The sequence below is a fragment of the Pseudomonas sp. PA27(2017) genome (assembly GCF_001945445.1).
In the GTDB taxonomy this organism is placed as follows: domain Bacteria; phylum Pseudomonadota; class Gammaproteobacteria; order Pseudomonadales; family Pseudomonadaceae; genus Aquipseudomonas.
Genome location: NZ_MSXW01000013.1, coordinates 1 through 15,887, shown reverse-complemented (window position 1 = coordinate 15,887; position 15,887 = coordinate 1). Strand labels below are relative to the sequence as shown.

The 15,887-nt window shown below is 59.0% G+C and carries 12 protein-coding genes, 1 tRNA gene and 1 pseudogene; all 14 read left to right on the top strand.

Translation table 11 applies throughout. The annotated features are described in order from the left end of the window. A pseudogene (gene tuf / locus BVH06_RS06525) lies at window positions 1-136 on the top strand (elongation factor Tu); the annotation flags it as partial. A 53-nt stretch (window positions 137-189) separates the two neighbouring features. Beyond that, window positions 190-265: transfer RNA gene (locus tag BVH06_RS06520), tRNA-Trp, on the top strand. A gap of 43 nt (window positions 266-308) precedes the next feature. Then, window positions 309-677 carry a preprotein translocase subunit SecE gene (gene secE / locus BVH06_RS06515; protein WP_075933571.1) on the top strand — a complete coding sequence of 123 codons (369 nt, stop codon included), beginning with the start codon at window positions 309-311 and terminating at the stop codon, window positions 675-677. Window positions 678-690: 13 nt separating this feature from the next. After that, entirely contained in the window at window positions 691-1,224 is a 534-nt protein-coding gene (nusG, locus tag BVH06_RS06510; protein ID WP_013789748.1) for a transcription termination/antitermination protein NusG, read from the top strand. Window positions 1,225-1,340: 116 nt separating this feature from the next. Next, entirely contained in the window at window positions 1,341-1,772 is a 432-nt protein-coding gene (rplK, locus tag BVH06_RS06505) for a 50S ribosomal protein L11 (RefSeq protein ID WP_013789749.1), read from the top strand. After that, entirely contained in the window at window positions 1,772-2,467 is a 696-nt protein-coding gene (rplA, locus tag BVH06_RS06500) for a 50S ribosomal protein L1 (protein ID WP_070887121.1), read from the top strand. The genes rplK and rplA overlap by 1 nt, the downstream gene beginning before the upstream one ends. 212 nt (window positions 2,468-2,679) lie before the next feature. Further along, window positions 2,680-3,180 (top strand): 50S ribosomal protein L10, encoded by a 501-nt coding sequence (gene rplJ / locus BVH06_RS06495; protein WP_075931513.1) that lies wholly within the window; start codon window positions 2,680-2,682, stop codon window positions 3,178-3,180. Window positions 3,181-3,260: 80 nt separating this feature from the next. Next, on the top strand, window positions 3,261-3,629 hold the full coding sequence (gene rplL / locus BVH06_RS06490; protein ID WP_074890265.1) for a 50S ribosomal protein L7/L12: 369 nt from the start codon (window positions 3,261-3,263) through the stop codon (window positions 3,627-3,629). A gap of 220 nt (window positions 3,630-3,849) precedes the next feature. Beyond that, window positions 3,850-7,923, top strand: a complete 4,074-nt coding sequence (gene rpoB / locus BVH06_RS06485; protein WP_075931514.1) for a DNA-directed RNA polymerase subunit beta — start codon at window positions 3,850-3,852, stop codon at window positions 7,921-7,923. A 61-nt stretch (window positions 7,924-7,984) separates the two neighbouring features. Further along, entirely contained in the window at window positions 7,985-12,184 is a 4,200-nt protein-coding gene (gene rpoC / locus BVH06_RS06480; protein WP_075931515.1) for a DNA-directed RNA polymerase subunit beta', read from the top strand. Window positions 12,185-12,342: 158 nt separating this feature from the next. Further along, the gene (gene rpsL, locus BVH06_RS06475) at window positions 12,343-12,714 is read left to right on the top strand and encodes a 30S ribosomal protein S12 (RefSeq protein WP_003186084.1); all 372 of its coding nucleotides are present in this window, start codon (window positions 12,343-12,345) and stop codon (window positions 12,712-12,714) included. 117 nt (window positions 12,715-12,831) lie between these two features. Beyond that, window positions 12,832-13,302: a 30S ribosomal protein S7 gene (rpsG, locus tag BVH06_RS06470; RefSeq protein WP_010490886.1), complete on the top strand. Its 471-nt coding sequence runs from the start codon at window positions 12,832-12,834 to the stop codon at window positions 13,300-13,302. Window positions 13,303-13,332: 30 nt separating this feature from the next. Further along, on the top strand, window positions 13,333-15,462 hold the full coding sequence (fusA, locus tag BVH06_RS06465) for an elongation factor G (RefSeq protein WP_074890258.1): 2,130 nt from the start codon (window positions 13,333-13,335) through the stop codon (window positions 15,460-15,462). 30 nt (window positions 15,463-15,492) lie between these two features. Next, window positions 15,493-15,887 (top strand): GTP-binding protein (locus BVH06_RS06460; RefSeq protein WP_139315589.1); only part of this gene is annotated, 395 nt, incomplete at its 3' end.

Genomic DNA, 15,887 nt, shown 5'->3' with positions numbered 1-15,887 from the left:
GGTAATGCCGGGCGACAACATCAAAATGGTTGTCACCCTGATCAAGCCGATCGCCATGGAAGACGGCCTGCGCTTCGCCATTCGCGAAGGTGGTCGTACCGTTGGTGCTGGTGTTGTAGCAAAGATCGTCGAATAATCGATTGATCTGTCCCCCTCAGGCCGGCATAATGGTCGGCCTGATTTTGTTCTAGGTCAGTAGCTCAATTGGCAGAGCGGCGGTCTCCAAAACCGCAGGTTGGGGGTTCGATTCCCTCCTGACCTGCCATTTTCTAACGAATTTGGCGTGTCTTCTCACAGGATCCTTGTTCATGAATGTTAAGGCTGAAGCCAAAGACTCTCGTTTTGATCTGCTCAAGTGGATCGCGGTGGCCCTGCTCGTGGTCGCTGGAGTGGTCGGTAATCAGTACTTTTCGGGTGAGCCGATTCTGTATCGTGTCGTTGCTTTGCTGGTGCTGGCGGTCGTCGCTGCGCTGATCGCATTGCAAACGGCAAAAGGCCAGTCCTTCTTCGGTCTGGCAAAAGAAGCTCGCGTCGAGATTCGCAAGGTTGTCTGGCCGACCCGTCAGGAAACCACGCAAACCACGCTGATCGTCGTCCTGGTCGTGCTTGTCATGGCTCTGGTGCTCTGGGGGCTCGATTCGCTCCTCGGTTGGCTTGTGTCGTTTATTGTAAGTTGAGATAGGGTGTCCCGTGGCTAAGCGTTGGTACGTTGTGCATGCTTACTCGGGTTACGAGAAGCATGTAATGCGTTCGCTGATCGAGCGCGTAAAATTCGCCGGAATGGAAGATGAGTTCGGCGAAATTCTGGTCCCCACCGAAGAAGTGGTGGAGATGCGTAACGGCCAGAAGCGCAAGAGTGAGCGCAAGTTCTTTCCAGGCTACGTGCTGGTGCAGATGGAAATGAACGAGGCGACTTGGCACTTGATCAAGGATACGCCCCGAGTGATGGGTTTCATCGGTGGTACTGCCGACAAGCCGGCGCCGATCACCGAGAAAGAAGCTGACGCCATTCTGCGTCGTGTCGCCGATAGTGGTGACAAGCCCAAGCCCAAGACGCTGTTCGAGCCGGGCGAGATGGTTCGTGTTATCGATGGTCCGTTCGCTGATTTCAGTGGCGTCGTCGAAGAAGTGAATTACGAGAAGAGCCGTATCCAGGTGGCGGTGACCATTTTCGGTCGTGCCACTCCGGTCGAGCTGGAGTTCAGTCAGGTCGAGAAGTCGTAACTGACACACGCATCCCATACCCCGCAGTCATAGGCTGCGGGGTTTTGTTGTCACTGGGATAAACAGGCAATAGTCGGGGAGCTGAAAGGCGCTAGAACCCGTAACTGGAGTAGCTAATGGCTAAGAAAATCACGGCTTATATCAAGCTGCAAGTAAAGGCCGGTCAGGCCAACCCGTCGCCACCCGTTGGTCCCGCTCTGGGCCAGCACGGCGTCAACATCATGGAATTCTGCAAGGCGTTCAACGCCAAGACCCAGGGCATGGAACCTGGTCTGCCGACTCCAGTGATCATCACTGTATACAGTGACCGTAGCTTCACGTTCGAAACCAAGAGCACCCCGGCTTCCGTGCTGCTGAAGAAAGCAGCTGGTCTGACCAGCGGTTCGGCTCGTCCGAACACTGTCAAGGTCGGCACCGTTACCCGTGCCCAGCTCGAAGAGATCGCCAAGACCAAGCAGGCTGATCTGACTGCAGCTGATATGGATGCAGCCGTGCGCACCATCGCCGGTTCTGCTCGTAGCATGGGCCTCAACGTGGAGGGCGTGTAATGGCTAAGCTGACCAAGCGTCAAAAGGCTATCGCAGCCAAAATCGAGCCGGGCAAAGCCTACAGCTTCAACGATGCTGCTGCGCTGCTGGCCGAAATTTCCGCAGTCAAGTTCTCCGAGTCCGTTGATATTTCCATCAACCTCGGCGTTGACCCGCGTAAATCCGATCAGGTCGTTCGTGGTGCCACCGTTCTGCCTAACGGCAGCGGCAAAACCGTTCGCGTCGCTGTCTTCACTCAAGGTCCGGGCGCTGAAGCTGCTCTGGCTGCCGGTGCTGATCGCGTAGGTATGGACGATCTGGCTGCCGAAATGAAAGGCGGCGACCTGAACTATGACGTCGTCATCGCTTCCCCGGATGCCATGCGCGTTGTTGGCCAGCTGGGCCAGGTACTCGGCCCGCGTGGCCTGATGCCTAACCCGAAAGTCGGCACCGTAACCCCGGACGTCGCTACCGCAGTCAAGAATGCCAAGGCTGGTCAGGTACGTTTCCGTACCGACAAGAACGGCATCATCCACGGTTCCGTCGGCAAGGTTGGCTTCGAAGCCGACAAGCTGAAGCAGAACGTGGAAGCGCTGCTGGCCGATCTGAAGCGCCTGAAGCCGTCGACCTCGAAAGGTGTCTACGTCAAGCGCGTGACCCTGAGCACCACCATGGGCCCAGGTCTGCTGATCGATCAAGGTTCGCTGGACGCTTAATGCATGACGGCAGGCGCACCTGGTGCGCCTGCTGCGAAAAATTGGGGTCCCTGCCTGGCGGGGGCTATCCAAGACCGTAGGGGGCGCAAGTCTCAAACCCGAAGAGCGATCTTCAACCCTACGCAGATGGTGCTCCCGATTCTTACCGAATCAGACACCAAAACGCCGTCCGGCCTAGGCTGGGCGAAACGGTAACATCCAGGAGTAAACCCGTGGCAATTAAACTCGAAGACAAGAAGGCCATCGTCGCTGAAGTCAACGAGGCTGCCAAAGCTGCCCTGTCCGCTGTCGTGGCCGATGCCCGTGGCGTGACCGTAGGTGCGATGACCGGACTCCGTAAAGAGGCCCGCGAAGCTGGCGTATACGTACGTGTCGTACGTAACACCCTGCTCAAGCGCGCCGTTGAAGGCACTCAGTACGACGTGCTCAACGACGTGTTCAAAGGCCCGACCCTGATTGCGTTCTCCAACCAGCACCCGGGCGCCGCTGCCCGTCTGTTCAAGGATTTCGCCAAGGGTCAGGACAAGTTCGAGATCAAAGCAGCTGCGTTCGAGGGCAAGTACCTTGCAGCCAATCAGATCGACGTACTGGCAAGCCTGCCGACCCGCGACGAGGGTATCGCACAGCTGATGAGCGTTATCCAAGGCGCCACCAGCAAGCTCGCTCGCACTCTGGCAGCCATTCGCGACCAGAAAGAAGCCGCCGCTGCCTAAGGCCGCGTAGCACCTTTCGAAATCACATGTTTAATTTGATGGTCGCGTAGGCCGTCACCCCAATACAGGAATTGATAGTCATGTCTCTGACTAACGAGCAAATCATCGAAGCGATCGGCCAGAAATCCGTTATGGAAATCGTCGAGCTGATCAAAGCGATGGAAGAAACCTTCGGCGTTACCGCTGCTGCTGCCACCGTTGCCGCTGCTGGCCCGGCTGCTGCCGCTGCTGAAGAGCAGACCGAGTTCACCGTCGTTCTGGCTGAAGCTGGCGACAAGAAAGTGAACGTGATCAAGGCAGTTCGCGAACTGACCGGTCTGGGTCTGAAAGAAGCCAAAGCAGTAGTTGACGGCGCTCCTGGCGTGGTCAAAGAAGGCGTGTCGAAAGACGAAGCCGAAGCTGCCAAGAAAGCTCTGGAAGAAGCAGGCGCCAAAGTCGAGCTCAAGTAAGCGACGACCTTGCGTCTACAGCCCGCGCGACTCGCACAAGGCTGACGGCTGGTGGCTCTTGCCACCGGCCTTTTTCCGTTCTAGTTCGGCTGTTCCACAGCCTTGGCCTGGAGCGTGAAAAACCCACCAACGAGGTGGAGCAAACCTAGGGTTTGCACGAGTTTCTGGCTGCTCCCGTCGGAGAAGCCAAATAAGCAGGTGACCAAGCTGGGGAACGCTGATGGCTTACTCATACACTGAGAAAAAACGTATCCGCAAGGACTTTAGCAAGTTGCCGGATGTCATGGATGTGCCTTACCTCCTGGCCATCCAGCTGGATTCGTACCGCGAATTCCTGCAGCAAGGCGCGAGCAAGGAACAGTTCCGCGACATCGGCCTGCATGCGGCCTTCAAATCTGTATTCCCGATCATCAGCTACTCCGGCAACGCTGCTCTGGAATACGTCGGCTACCGTCTGGGTGAGCCGGCGTTCGACGTCAAAGAGTGCGTGCTGCGTGGTGTGACCTTCGCAGTGCCGCTGCGCGTGAAAGTGCGCCTGATCATTTTCGACAAAGAATCGTCGAACAAAGCGATCAAGGACATCAAAGAGCAGGAAGTGTACATGGGCGAAATTCCGCTCATGACCGAGAACGGTACCTTCGTCATCAACGGTACCGAGCGCGTGATCGTTTCCCAGCTGCACCGTTCCCCAGGTGTGTTCTTCGACCACGACCGTGGCAAGACGCACAGCTCGGGCAAGCTGCTGTACTCCGCGCGCATCATTCCTTACCGTGGTTCCTGGCTGGACTTCGAGTTCGACCCGAAAGACGCGGTATTCGTGCGTATCGACCGTCGCCGCAAGCTGCCGGCCTCGGTACTGCTGCGCGCACTGGGCTACAGCACCGAAGAAGTGCTCGATGCCTTCTACACCACCAACGTTTTCCATGTGAAAGCCGAAGGCCTGAGCCTGGAGCTGGTACCGCAGCGTCTGCGCGGTGAAATCGCCAGCCAGGACATCAAGGATGGCAGCGGCAAGGTGATCGTCGAGCAGGGTCGTCGTATTACCGCTCGCCACATCAACCAGCTGGACAAGGCTGGCATCAAGGAGCTGGACGTACCGTTCGACTACCTGATTGGCCGCACCACCGCCAAGGCGATCGTGCACCCGGCTACCGGCGAGATCCTCGCCGAGTGCAACACCGAGCTGAGCGTCGAACTGCTGGCCAAGATCGCCAAGGCTCAGGTCGTTCGCATCGAGACCCTGTACACCAACGATATCGACTGTGGTCCGTTCATCAGCGACACGCTGAAAATCGACAGCACCACTAACCAGCTCGAAGCGCTGGTCGAAATCTATCGCATGATGCGTCCTGGCGAGCCACCAACCAAGGATGCCGCCGAGACCCTGTTCAACAACCTGTTCTTCAGCGCCGAGCGTTACGACCTGTCCGCCGTTGGCCGCATGAAGTTCAACCGTCGTATCGGTCGTACCGAGATCGAAGGTTCGGGCGTGTTGAGCCGCGAAGACATCGTCGAAGTGCTCAAGACCCTGGTCGACATCCGTAACGGCAAGGGCATCGTCGATGACATCGACCACCTGGGTAACCGCCGTGTGCGTTGCGTCGGCGAGATGGCCGAGAACCAGTTCCGCGTTGGTCTGGTGCGCGTCGAGCGTGCGGTCAAGGAACGTCTGTCGATGGCCGAAAGCGAAGGCCTGATGCCGCAGGACCTGATCAACGCCAAGCCGGTTGCGGCGGCGGTGAAGGAGTTCTTCGGTTCCAGCCAGCTTTCCCAGTTCATGGACCAGAACAACCCGCTCTCCGAGATCACCCACAAGCGCCGTGTCTCCGCACTCGGCCCGGGCGGTCTGACCCGTGAGCGCGCCGGCTTCGAAGTCCGTGACGTACATCCGACCCACTACGGCCGCGTGTGCCCGATCGAAACGCCGGAAGGTCCGAACATCGGTCTGATCAACTCCCTGGCGGCCTACGCCCGTACCAACCAGTATGGCTTCCTGGAAAGCCCGTACCGTGTGGTCAAGGAAGGCCAGGTCACCGACGAGATCGTGTTCCTGTCCGCCATCGAAGAAGCCGACCACGTGATCGCCCAGGCGTCCGCGACCCTGAACGACAAGGGTCAGCTGATCGACGAGCTGGTTGCCGTACGTCACCTGAACGAGTTCACCGTCAAGGCGCCGGAAGACGTCACCCTGATGGACGTTTCGCCGAAGCAGGTCGTTTCCGTCGCTGCCTCGCTGATCCCGTTCCTCGAGCACGACGACGCCAACCGTGCACTCATGGGTTCGAACATGCAGCGTCAGGCTGTACCGACCCTGCGTTCGGACAAGCCGCTGGTCGGTACCGGCATGGAGCGCAACGTCGCCCGTGACTCCGGTGTCTGCGTGGTCGCTCGTCGCGGCGGTGTGATCGACTCCGTCGACGCCAGCCGTATCGTGGTTCGTGTTGCCGATGACGAAGTCGAAACCGGTGAAGCCGGTGTGGACATCTACAACCTGACCAAATACACCCGCTCCAACCAGAACACCTGCATCAACCAGCGTCCGCTGGTGCAGAAAGGTGACGTGGTGGCACGTGGCGACATCATGGCCGACGGCCCGTCCACCGACATGGGTGAACTGGCGCTGGGTCAGAACATGCGCGTCGCGTTCATGCCGTGGAACGGTTACAACTTCGAAGACTCCATCCTGCTCTCCGAGCGCGTGGTTCAGGAAGACCGCTTCACCACGATCCACATCCAGGAACTGACCTGTGTGGCCCGTGACACCAAGCTCGGCCCAGAGGAAATCTCTGCGGACATCCCGAACGTGGGTGAGGCTGCACTGAACAAGCTCGACGAAGCGGGTATCGTCTACGTCGGCGCTGAAGTCGGCCCGGGCGACATCCTGGTCGGCAAGGTCACCCCGAAAGGCGAGACCCAGCTGACTCCGGAAGAAAAGCTGCTGCGCGCGATCTTCGGTGAGAAGGCCAGCGACGTTAAGGACACCTCCCTGCGCGTGCCGACCGGCACCAAGGGTACCGTCATCGACGTACAGGTCTTCACCCGTGACGGCGTGGAGCGCGATGCGCGCGCCCTGTCGATCGAGAAGAGCCAGCTGGACGAGATCCGCAAGGACCTGAACGAAGAGTTCCGCATCGTCGAAGGCGCGACCTTCGAGCGTCTGCGCGCTGCACTGGTTGGCAAGGTCGCCGAAGGCGGCGCTGGCCTGAAGAAAGGTGCCGAGATCACTGATGAAGTGCTCGACGGCCTGGAGCGTGGCCAGTGGTTCAAGCTGCGCATGGCCGACGACGCCCTGAACGAGCAGTTGGAAAAGGCCCAGGCCTACATCTCCGACCGCCGTCAGCTGCTCGACGACAAGTTCGAAGACAAGAAACGCAAGCTGCAGCAGGGCGATGACCTGGCACCGGGCGTACTGAAGATCGTCAAGGTCTACCTGGCCATCCGCCGTCGCATCCAGCCGGGTGACAAGATGGCCGGTCGTCACGGTAACAAGGGTGTGGTCTCGGTGATCATGCCGGTTGAAGACATGCCGCACGATGCCAACGGCACGCCGGTGGATATCGTCCTCAACCCGCTGGGCGTACCGTCGCGTATGAACGTCGGTCAGATCCTCGAAACCCACCTGGGCCTGGCGGCCAAGGGCCTGGGAGAGAAGATCAACCTGATGCTCGAAGAGCAGCGCAAGATCGCTGAGCTGCGAGGCTTCCTGAGCGAGATCTACAACGAGATCGGTGGTCGCCAGGAAAACCTCGACGAGCTGAGCGACCAGGAAGTTCTGGCTCTGGCCAACAACCTGCGCAAGGGCGTTCCGATGGCCACGCCGGTGTTCGACGGTGCCAAGGAGAAAGAGATCAAGGCCATGCTGAAGCTGGCTGATCTGCCGGAGAGCGGCCAGATGCGCCTGTTCGACGGTCGTACCGGCAACCAGTTCGAGCGCCCGACCACGGTCGGTTACATGTACATGCTGAAACTGAACCACTTGGTGGACGACAAGATGCACGCTCGTTCTACCGGTTCCTACAGCCTGGTTACCCAGCAGCCGCTGGGTGGTAAGGCGCAGTTCGGTGGTCAGCGCTTCGGGGAGATGGAGGTCTGGGCTCTGGAAGCATACGGCGCCGCCTACACCCTGCAGGAGATGTTGACCGTCAAGTCGGACGACGTGAACGGCCGTACCAAGATGTACAAGAACATCGTGGATGGCGATCACCGCATGGAGCCGGGCATGCCCGAGTCCTTCAACGTGTTGATCAAAGAGATCCGTTCGCTCGGTATCGACATCGATCTGGAAACCGAATAACACGACGTGAATCGGCAGCGGGGCGAAAATCCCGCTGCCTGCTCCGCCAGGAGGAAAGGCCTTGAAAGACCTACTGAATTTGCTGAAAAACCAGGGTCAAGTCGAAGAGTTCGATGCCATTCGCATCGGTCTTGCTTCGCCTGAGATGATCCGCTCGTGGTCGTTCGGTGAAGTTAAAAAGCCGGAAACCATCAACTACCGTACGTTCAAACCTGAGCGTGATGGCCTGTTCTGCGCCAAGATCTTTGGCCCGGTCAAGGATTACGAGTGCCTGTGCGGTAAGTACAAGCGCCTCAAACACCGCGGCGTGATCTGTGAGAAGTGCGGCGTCGAAGTCGCCCTGGCCAAGGTTCGCCGTGAGCGCATGGCGCACATCGAACTGGCTTCTCCCGTTGCCCACATCTGGTTCCTGAAGTCCCTGCCGAGCCGTATCGGCCTGCTGATGGACATGACCCTGCGTGATATCGAGCGCGTGCTCTACTTCGAGAGCTACGTGGTTATCGATCCGGGCATGACCACCCTCGAGAAGGGCCAACTGCTCAACGACGAGCAGTACTTCGAAGCGCTGGAAGAGTTCGGTGACGACTTCGACGCCCGCATGGGGGCCGAGGCCGTTCGCGAGCTGCTGCACGCTATCGACCTGGAGCACGAGATCGGTCGCCTGCGCGAAGAGATTCCGCAGACCAACTCGGAAACCAAGATCAAGAAGCTGTCCAAGCGTCTGAAGTTGATGGAAGCCTTCCAGGGCTCCGGCAACCTGCCAGAGTGGATGGTGCTGACCGTTCTGCCGGTTCTGCCGCCAGACCTGCGTCCGCTCGTTCCGCTGGACGGTGGCCGTTTCGCCACCTCCGACCTGAACGACCTGTATCGCCGCGTCATCAACCGTAACAACCGCCTCAAGCGCCTGCTCGATCTGTCCGCGCCGGACATCATCGTGCGCAACGAAAAGCGCATGCTGCAGGAAGCGGTCGATGCCCTGCTCGACAACGGTCGTCGCGGTCGTGCCATCACCGGTTCGAACAAGCGTCCTCTGAAATCCCTGGCTGACATGATCAAGGGTAAGCAGGGTCGTTTCCGTCAGAACCTGCTCGGTAAGCGCGTTGACTACTCCGGCCGTTCGGTTATTACCGTAGGCCCGGCTCTGCGCCTGCACCAGTGCGGCCTGCCGAAGAAGATGGCTCTGGAACTGTTCAAGCCGTTCATTTTCGGCAAGCTGGAAATGCGTGGTCTGGCGACCACCATCAAGGCCGCCAAGAAGATGGTCGAGCGCGAGCTGCCGGAAGTGTGGGACGTTCTCGCCGAAGTGATTCGCGAACACCCCGTACTGCTCAACCGTGCACCGACGCTTCACCGTCTGGGTATCCAGGCGTTCGAGCCGGTACTGATCGAAGGTAAAGCCATCCAGCTGCACCCGCTGGTTTGTGCGGCGTACAACGCCGACTTCGACGGTGACCAGATGGCCGTTCACGTGCCGCTGACGCTGGAAGCCCAGCTCGAAGCGCGCGCGCTGATGATGTCGACCAACAACATCCTGTCGCCAGCCAACGGTGAGCCAATCATCGTACCGTCCCAGGACGTGGTACTGGGTCTGTACTACATGACCCGTGAGGCCATCAACGCCAAAGGCGAAGGTCGCGTGTTCGCCGACCTGCAGGAAGTCGACCGAGTATTCCGCGCCGGCGAAGCGTCCCTGCACGCCCGTGTGAAAGTGCGCATCAACGAAGTCATCAAAGACCGTGACGGCACCATCACCAAGAACACCCGCATCGTCGACACCACCGTCGGCCGCGCGCTGCTGTTCCAGGTCGTGCCGGCGGGCCTGTCGTTCGACGTGGTCAACCAGTCGATGAAGAAGAAGGCGATCTCCCGTCTGATCAACCAGTGCTACCGCACCGTGGGTCTGAAGGACACCGTCATCTTCGCCGACCAGCTGATGTACACCGGTTTTGCCTATTCGACCATCTCCGGTGTGTCGATCGGCGTGAACGACTTCGTCATCCCGGATGAGAAGGCGCGCATCATCGACGCCGCCACCGAGGAAGTGAAGGAAATCGAATCGCAGTACGCCTCCGGCCTGGTTACCCAGGGCGAGAAGTACAACAAGGTGATCGACCTCTGGTCGAAGGCCAACGACGAAGTATCCAAGGCGATGATGGCCAACCTCTCGAAAGAGAAGGTCATCGACCGCGAAGGTAACGAAGTCGATCAGGAGTCCTTCAACTCCATGTACATGATGGCCGACTCCGGTGCGCGTGGTTCCGCTGCGCAGATCCGTCAGCTGGCCGGTATGCGTGGTCTGATGGCCAAGCCGGACGGCTCGATCATCGAGACGCCGATCACCGCGAACTTCCGTGAAGGCCTGTCGGTACTGCAGTACTTCATCTCCACTCACGGTGCTCGTAAAGGTCTGGCGGATACCGCACTGAAGACCGCGAACTCCGGTTACCTGACCCGTCGTCTGGTCGACGTGGCCCAGGATCTGGTAGTGACCGAGATCGATTGCGGCACCGAGCAGGGTCTGCACATGACTCCGCACATCGAAGGCGGCGACGTGGTCGAGCCGCTGGGTGAGCGCGTACTGGGCCGTGTCATCGCCCGTGACGTGTTCAAGCCTGGCACCGAAGACGTCATCGTTCCGGCCGGTACCCTGGTCGACGAGCAGTGGGTCGAGTTCATCGAGCTGAACAGCATCGACGAAGTGGTCGTGCGTTCGCCGATCAGCTGTGAAACCCGCTACGGCATCTGCGCCAAGTGCTACGGCCGCGACCTGGCTCGCGGTCACCAGATCAACATCGGTGAAGCCGTCGGCGTTATCGCAGCCCAGTCGATTGGTGAGCCGGGTACCCAGCTGACCATGCGTACCTTCCACATCGGTGGTGCGGCGAGCCGGACCTCGGCTGCCGACAGCGTCCAGGTGAAGAACGGTGGTGCGGTTCGTCTGCACAACCTCAAGCACGTCGAGCGTCTGGACGGCAACCTGATCGCGGTATCGCGTTCCGGTGAGCTGGCCGTTGCCGACGAGTTCGGTCGTGAGCGCGAGCGCTACAAGCTGCCGTACGGTGCGGTCATTTCCGTGAAGGAAGGTGACAAGGTCGACGCAGGCGCCATCGTCGCCAAGTGGGACCCGCACACCCACCCGATCGTGACCGAAATGAAGGGTACCGTTACCTTCGTCGGCATGGAGGAGGGCATCACCATCAAGCGCCAGACCGACGAACTGACCGGTCTGACCAACATCGAGGTTCTCGACGCCAAGGATCGTCCAGCCGCCGGCAAGGACATTCGTCCTGCGGTCAAGCTGGTCGACGCCAGCGGCAAGGACCTGCTGCTGCCGGGTACCGACGTACCGGCTCAGTACTTCCTGCCAGCCAACGCCCTGGTCGGCGTGGCTGATGGTGCGCAGGTTGCGGTCGGTGACGTTATCGCCCGTATCCCGCAGGAAACCTCGAAGACCCGTGACATCACCGGTGGTCTGCCGCGCGTTGCCGACCTGTTCGAAGCGCGTCGTCCGAAAGAAGCTTCGATCCTGGCGGAAATCAGCGGCACCATCTCGTTCGGTAAAGAGACCAAGGGCAAACGCCGCCTGGTCATCACGCCGACCGATGGCAGCGATCCGTACGAAGAGCTGATCCCGAAATGGCGTCACCTGAACGTGTTCGAAGGTGAGCAAGTCAACAAGGGTGAAGTCATCTCCGACGGTCCGAGCGATCCGCACGACATCCTGCGTCTGCTGGGCGTCAGCGCGTTGGCCAAGTACATCGTCAACGAGATCCAGGACGTTTACCGTCTGCAGGGCGTGAAGATCAACGACAAGCACATCGAGACCATCCTGCGCCAGATGCTGCGCAAGGTCGAAGTGTCCGAGTCTGGCGACTCCAGCTTCATCAAGGGCGACCAGATGGAGCTCACTCAGGTACTGGGCGAGAACGAGCGCCTGGCCGAAGAGGACAAGTTCGTTGCCAAGTACACTCGCGTGCTGCTGGGTATCACCAAGGCGTCGCTGTCCACCGAGTCGTTCATCTCGGCGGCATCCTTCCAGGAAACCACTCGCGTCCTCACCGAGGCGGCGGTTACCGGCAAGCGTGACTTCCTGCGTGGTCTGAAAGAGAACGTGGTCGTGGGTCGTCTGATCCCGGCGGGTACCGGTCTGGCCTATCACAGCGAGCGCAAGCGCAAGCGTGATGCCGAGAAACCGATGCGCGTCAGCGCCAGCGAAGTGGAAGCAGCGCTGACCGAAGCGCTGAACTCCAGCGAAAATTGAGAGCGCGACCCGGCTGCCTGGCGGCCGGGTAACGTATCTTGACTGGGGGAGCGAGTCTCTTTAGACTCATGCACCCCTAAATATGGCAGGGCTTCAGCCCTGCCATTTATTTATGGTGTAAATAAATAGCGTCGAAAGACGGACAGTGGAGCTAGTAGATGGCAACTATCAACCAGCTGGTGCGTCAGCCGCGCAAGCGTATCGTCGAGAAATCCGACGTACCTGCGCTGCAGAACTGCCCCCAGCGTCGTGGCGTGTGCACTCGCGTGTATACCACCACGCCGAAAAAACCTAACTCGGCACTGCGTAAAGTTTGCCGTGTACGCCTGACCAATGGTTTCGAGGTTTCCTCGTACATCGGTGGTGAAGGTCACAACCTGCAAGAGCACAGCGTCGTGCTGATCCGTGGCGGTCGTGTAAAAGACTTGCCAGGTGTGCGTTACCACACCGTTCGCGGCTCGCTGGACACCTCGGGTGTCAAAGGCCGTAACCAGGGTCGTTCGAAGTACGGTACCAAGCGTCCGAAGTGATCGGCCGTCGGTACTGAATGCAGTTTCTAATTTTATTGAGTCGATAAGAGTAAGGTCGGGCGTAACCAGATGGTTACAGTTCCGGGCTAACCTGAAGACCGTTTGAGGGCTTATCAAATGCCAAGACGTCGTGTAGCAGCCAAGCGCGAAGTGCTTGACGATCCAAAATACGGAAGCCAAATCCTGGCCAAGTTCATGAACCACGTGATGGAAAGCGGCAAGAAAGCCGTTGCCGAGCGTATCGTTTATGGCGCCCTGGACAAGGTCAAAGAGCGTAAGAACAGCGATCCCCTGGAAATCTTCGAGAAAGCTCTCGACGCCATCGCTCCGCTGGTCGAAGTGAAGTCGCGCCGTGTAGGCGGTGCTACTTACCAGGTTCCGGTCGAAGTTCGTCCGTCCCGTCGTAACGCTCTGGCCATGCGCTGGCTGGTGGATTTCGCCCGTAAGCGTGGCGAGAAATCCATGGCTCTGCGTTTGGCTGGTGAACTGTTGGACGCTGCCGAAGGCAAAGGCGCCGCAGTCAAGAAGCGTGAAGACGTGCACCGTATGGCCGAAGCCAACAAAGCGTTCTCGCACTACCGTTTCTAAATCCGGCATCACTCAATTTGCGAGGGCTTTATGGCTCGTAATACAGCAATTAACCGCTACCGTAACATTGGTATTTGCGCGCACGTCGATGCGGGCAAGACCACTACTACCGAGCGGATCCTGTTCTACACAGGTCTCAGCCACAAGATGGGTGAGGTGCATGACGGTGCAGCCACTACCGACTGGATGGTGCAGGAGCAGGAGCGTGGTATCACCATTACCTCCGCTGCCGTTACCACCTTCTGGAAAGGTTCGCGTGGTCAGTACGACAACTACCGCGTAAACGTCATCGATACCCCCGGCCACGTTGACTTCACCATTGAAGTAGAGCGTTCGCTGCGCGTACTCGACGGCGCTGTCGTTGTGTTCTGTGGTACTTCCGGCGTCGAGCCGCAGTCCGAAACCGTATGGCGTCAGGCCAACAAGTACGGCGTACCGCGCGTTGTCTACGTCAACAAGATGGACCGTGCAGGCGCCAACTTCCTGCGCGTCGTCGGTCAGATCAAGAACCGTCTGGGCCACACTCCGGTGCCGATCCAGCTGGCCATTGGTGCAGAAGAGAACTTCGAAGGTCAGGTCGATCTGATCAAGATGAAGGCTATCTACTGGAACGATGACGACAAGGGCACCACCTACCGCGAGGAAGAAATTCCGGCGGAAATGCTCGAACTCGCCAACGAGTGGCGCAGCAACATGGTCGAAGCCGCTGCCGAAGCCAACGAAGAGCTGATGAACAAGTACCTCGAAGAGGGCGAGCTCTCCGTCGAGGAAATCAAAGCCGGTCTGCGCCTGCGCACCCTGGCCAGCGAAATCGTTCCGGCCGTCTGTGGTTCCTCGTTCAAGAACAAGGGCGTTCCCCTGGTTCTCGACGCGGTCATCGACTTCCTGCCTGCTCCTACCGAAATCCCGGCGATCAAGGGTATCCACCCTGATCTGATCGAGAAGCCGAAGGAAGAGCTGGTCGACGCCGACTTCGACGAGCGTCACGCTTCCGACGACGAGCCGTTCTCGGCTCTGGCGTTCAAGATCGCTACCGACCCGTTCGTGGGTACTCTGACCTTCGTCCGCGTCTACTCCGGCTTCCTGACCTCCGGTGACTCCGTCATCAACTCGGTCAAGGGCAAGAAAGAGCGCGTTGGTCGTATGGTGCAGATGCACGCCAACCAGCGTGAAGAGATCAAGGAAGTGCGCGCTGGCGACATCGCCGCACTGATCGGCATGAAGGACGTCACCACTGGTGACACCCTGTGCAACGCCGACAAGCCAATCATCCTCGAGCGTATGGACTTCCCGGAGCCGGTTATCTCGGTAGCCGTTGAGCCGAAGACCAAGGCTGACCAGGAGAAGATGGGTATCGCACTGGGCAAGCTCGCTCAGGAAGACCCGTCGTTCCGCGTCAAGACCGACGAAGAGACTGGCCAGACCATCATCTCCGGTATGGGTGAGCTGCACCTGGACATCCTCGTTGACCGCATGAAGCGCGAGTTCAACGTCGAGGCCAACATCGGCAAGCCGCAGGTTTCCTACCGCGAGAAGATCACCAAGAACTGCGAAATCGAAGGCAAGTTCGTTCGTCAGTCCGGTGGTCGTGGTCAGTTCGGTCACTGCTGGATTCGCTTTGCTCCGGCAGACGAAGGTCAGGAAGGTCTGGTATTCGTCAACGAAGTCGTGGGCGGTGTGGTTCCGAAGGAATACATCCCGGCCATCCAGAAAGGTATCGAAGAGCAGATGAAGAACGGCGTCGTTGCCGGCTATCCGCTGATCGGCCTTAAGGCGACCGTGTTTGACGGTTCCTACCATGACGTCGACTCCAACGAGATGGCGTTCAAGGTGGCAGCTTCCATGGCGACCAAGCAGCTGGCCCAGAAGGGCGGCGGTGTTGTGCTTGAGCCGATCATGAAAGTAGAAGTTGTAACCCCTGAGGACTACATGGGTGACGTGATGGGTGACCTGAACCGTCGTCGTGGTCTGATCCAGGGTATGGAAGACTCGGTTTCCGGTAAGGTTATCCGTGCTGAGGTTCCGCTGGGTGAGATGTTCGGTTACGCAACCGACGTTCGCTCCATGTCCCAGGGTCGCGCAAGCTACTCCATGGAATTCTCCAAGTACTCCGAGGCTCCGGCGAACATCGTCGAAGCTCTGGTTAAAAAACAAGGCTGATTCAGCCCTTTAGGCAAGAGGTTCACTGTCGTGGCTAAAGAAAAATTCGAACGTAACAAACCGCACGTCAACGTTGGCACCATCGGTCACGTTGACCATGGCAAAACCACTCTGACCGCTGCTCTGACTCGCGTCTGCTCCGAAGTTTTCGGTTCGGCCAAGGTCGACTTCGACAAGATCGATAGCGCTCCGGAAGAGAAGGCTCGTGGTATCACCATCAACACTGCACACGTAGAGTACGATTCGTCCGTACGTCACTACGCGCACGTTGACTGCCCGGGTCACGCTGACTACGTCAAGAACATGATCACCGGTGCTGCCCAGATGGACGGCGCTATCCTGGTTTGCTCGGCCGCTGATGGTCCGATGCCGCAAACTCGTGAGCACATCCTGCTGTCCCGTCAGGTAGGCGTTCCGTACATCGT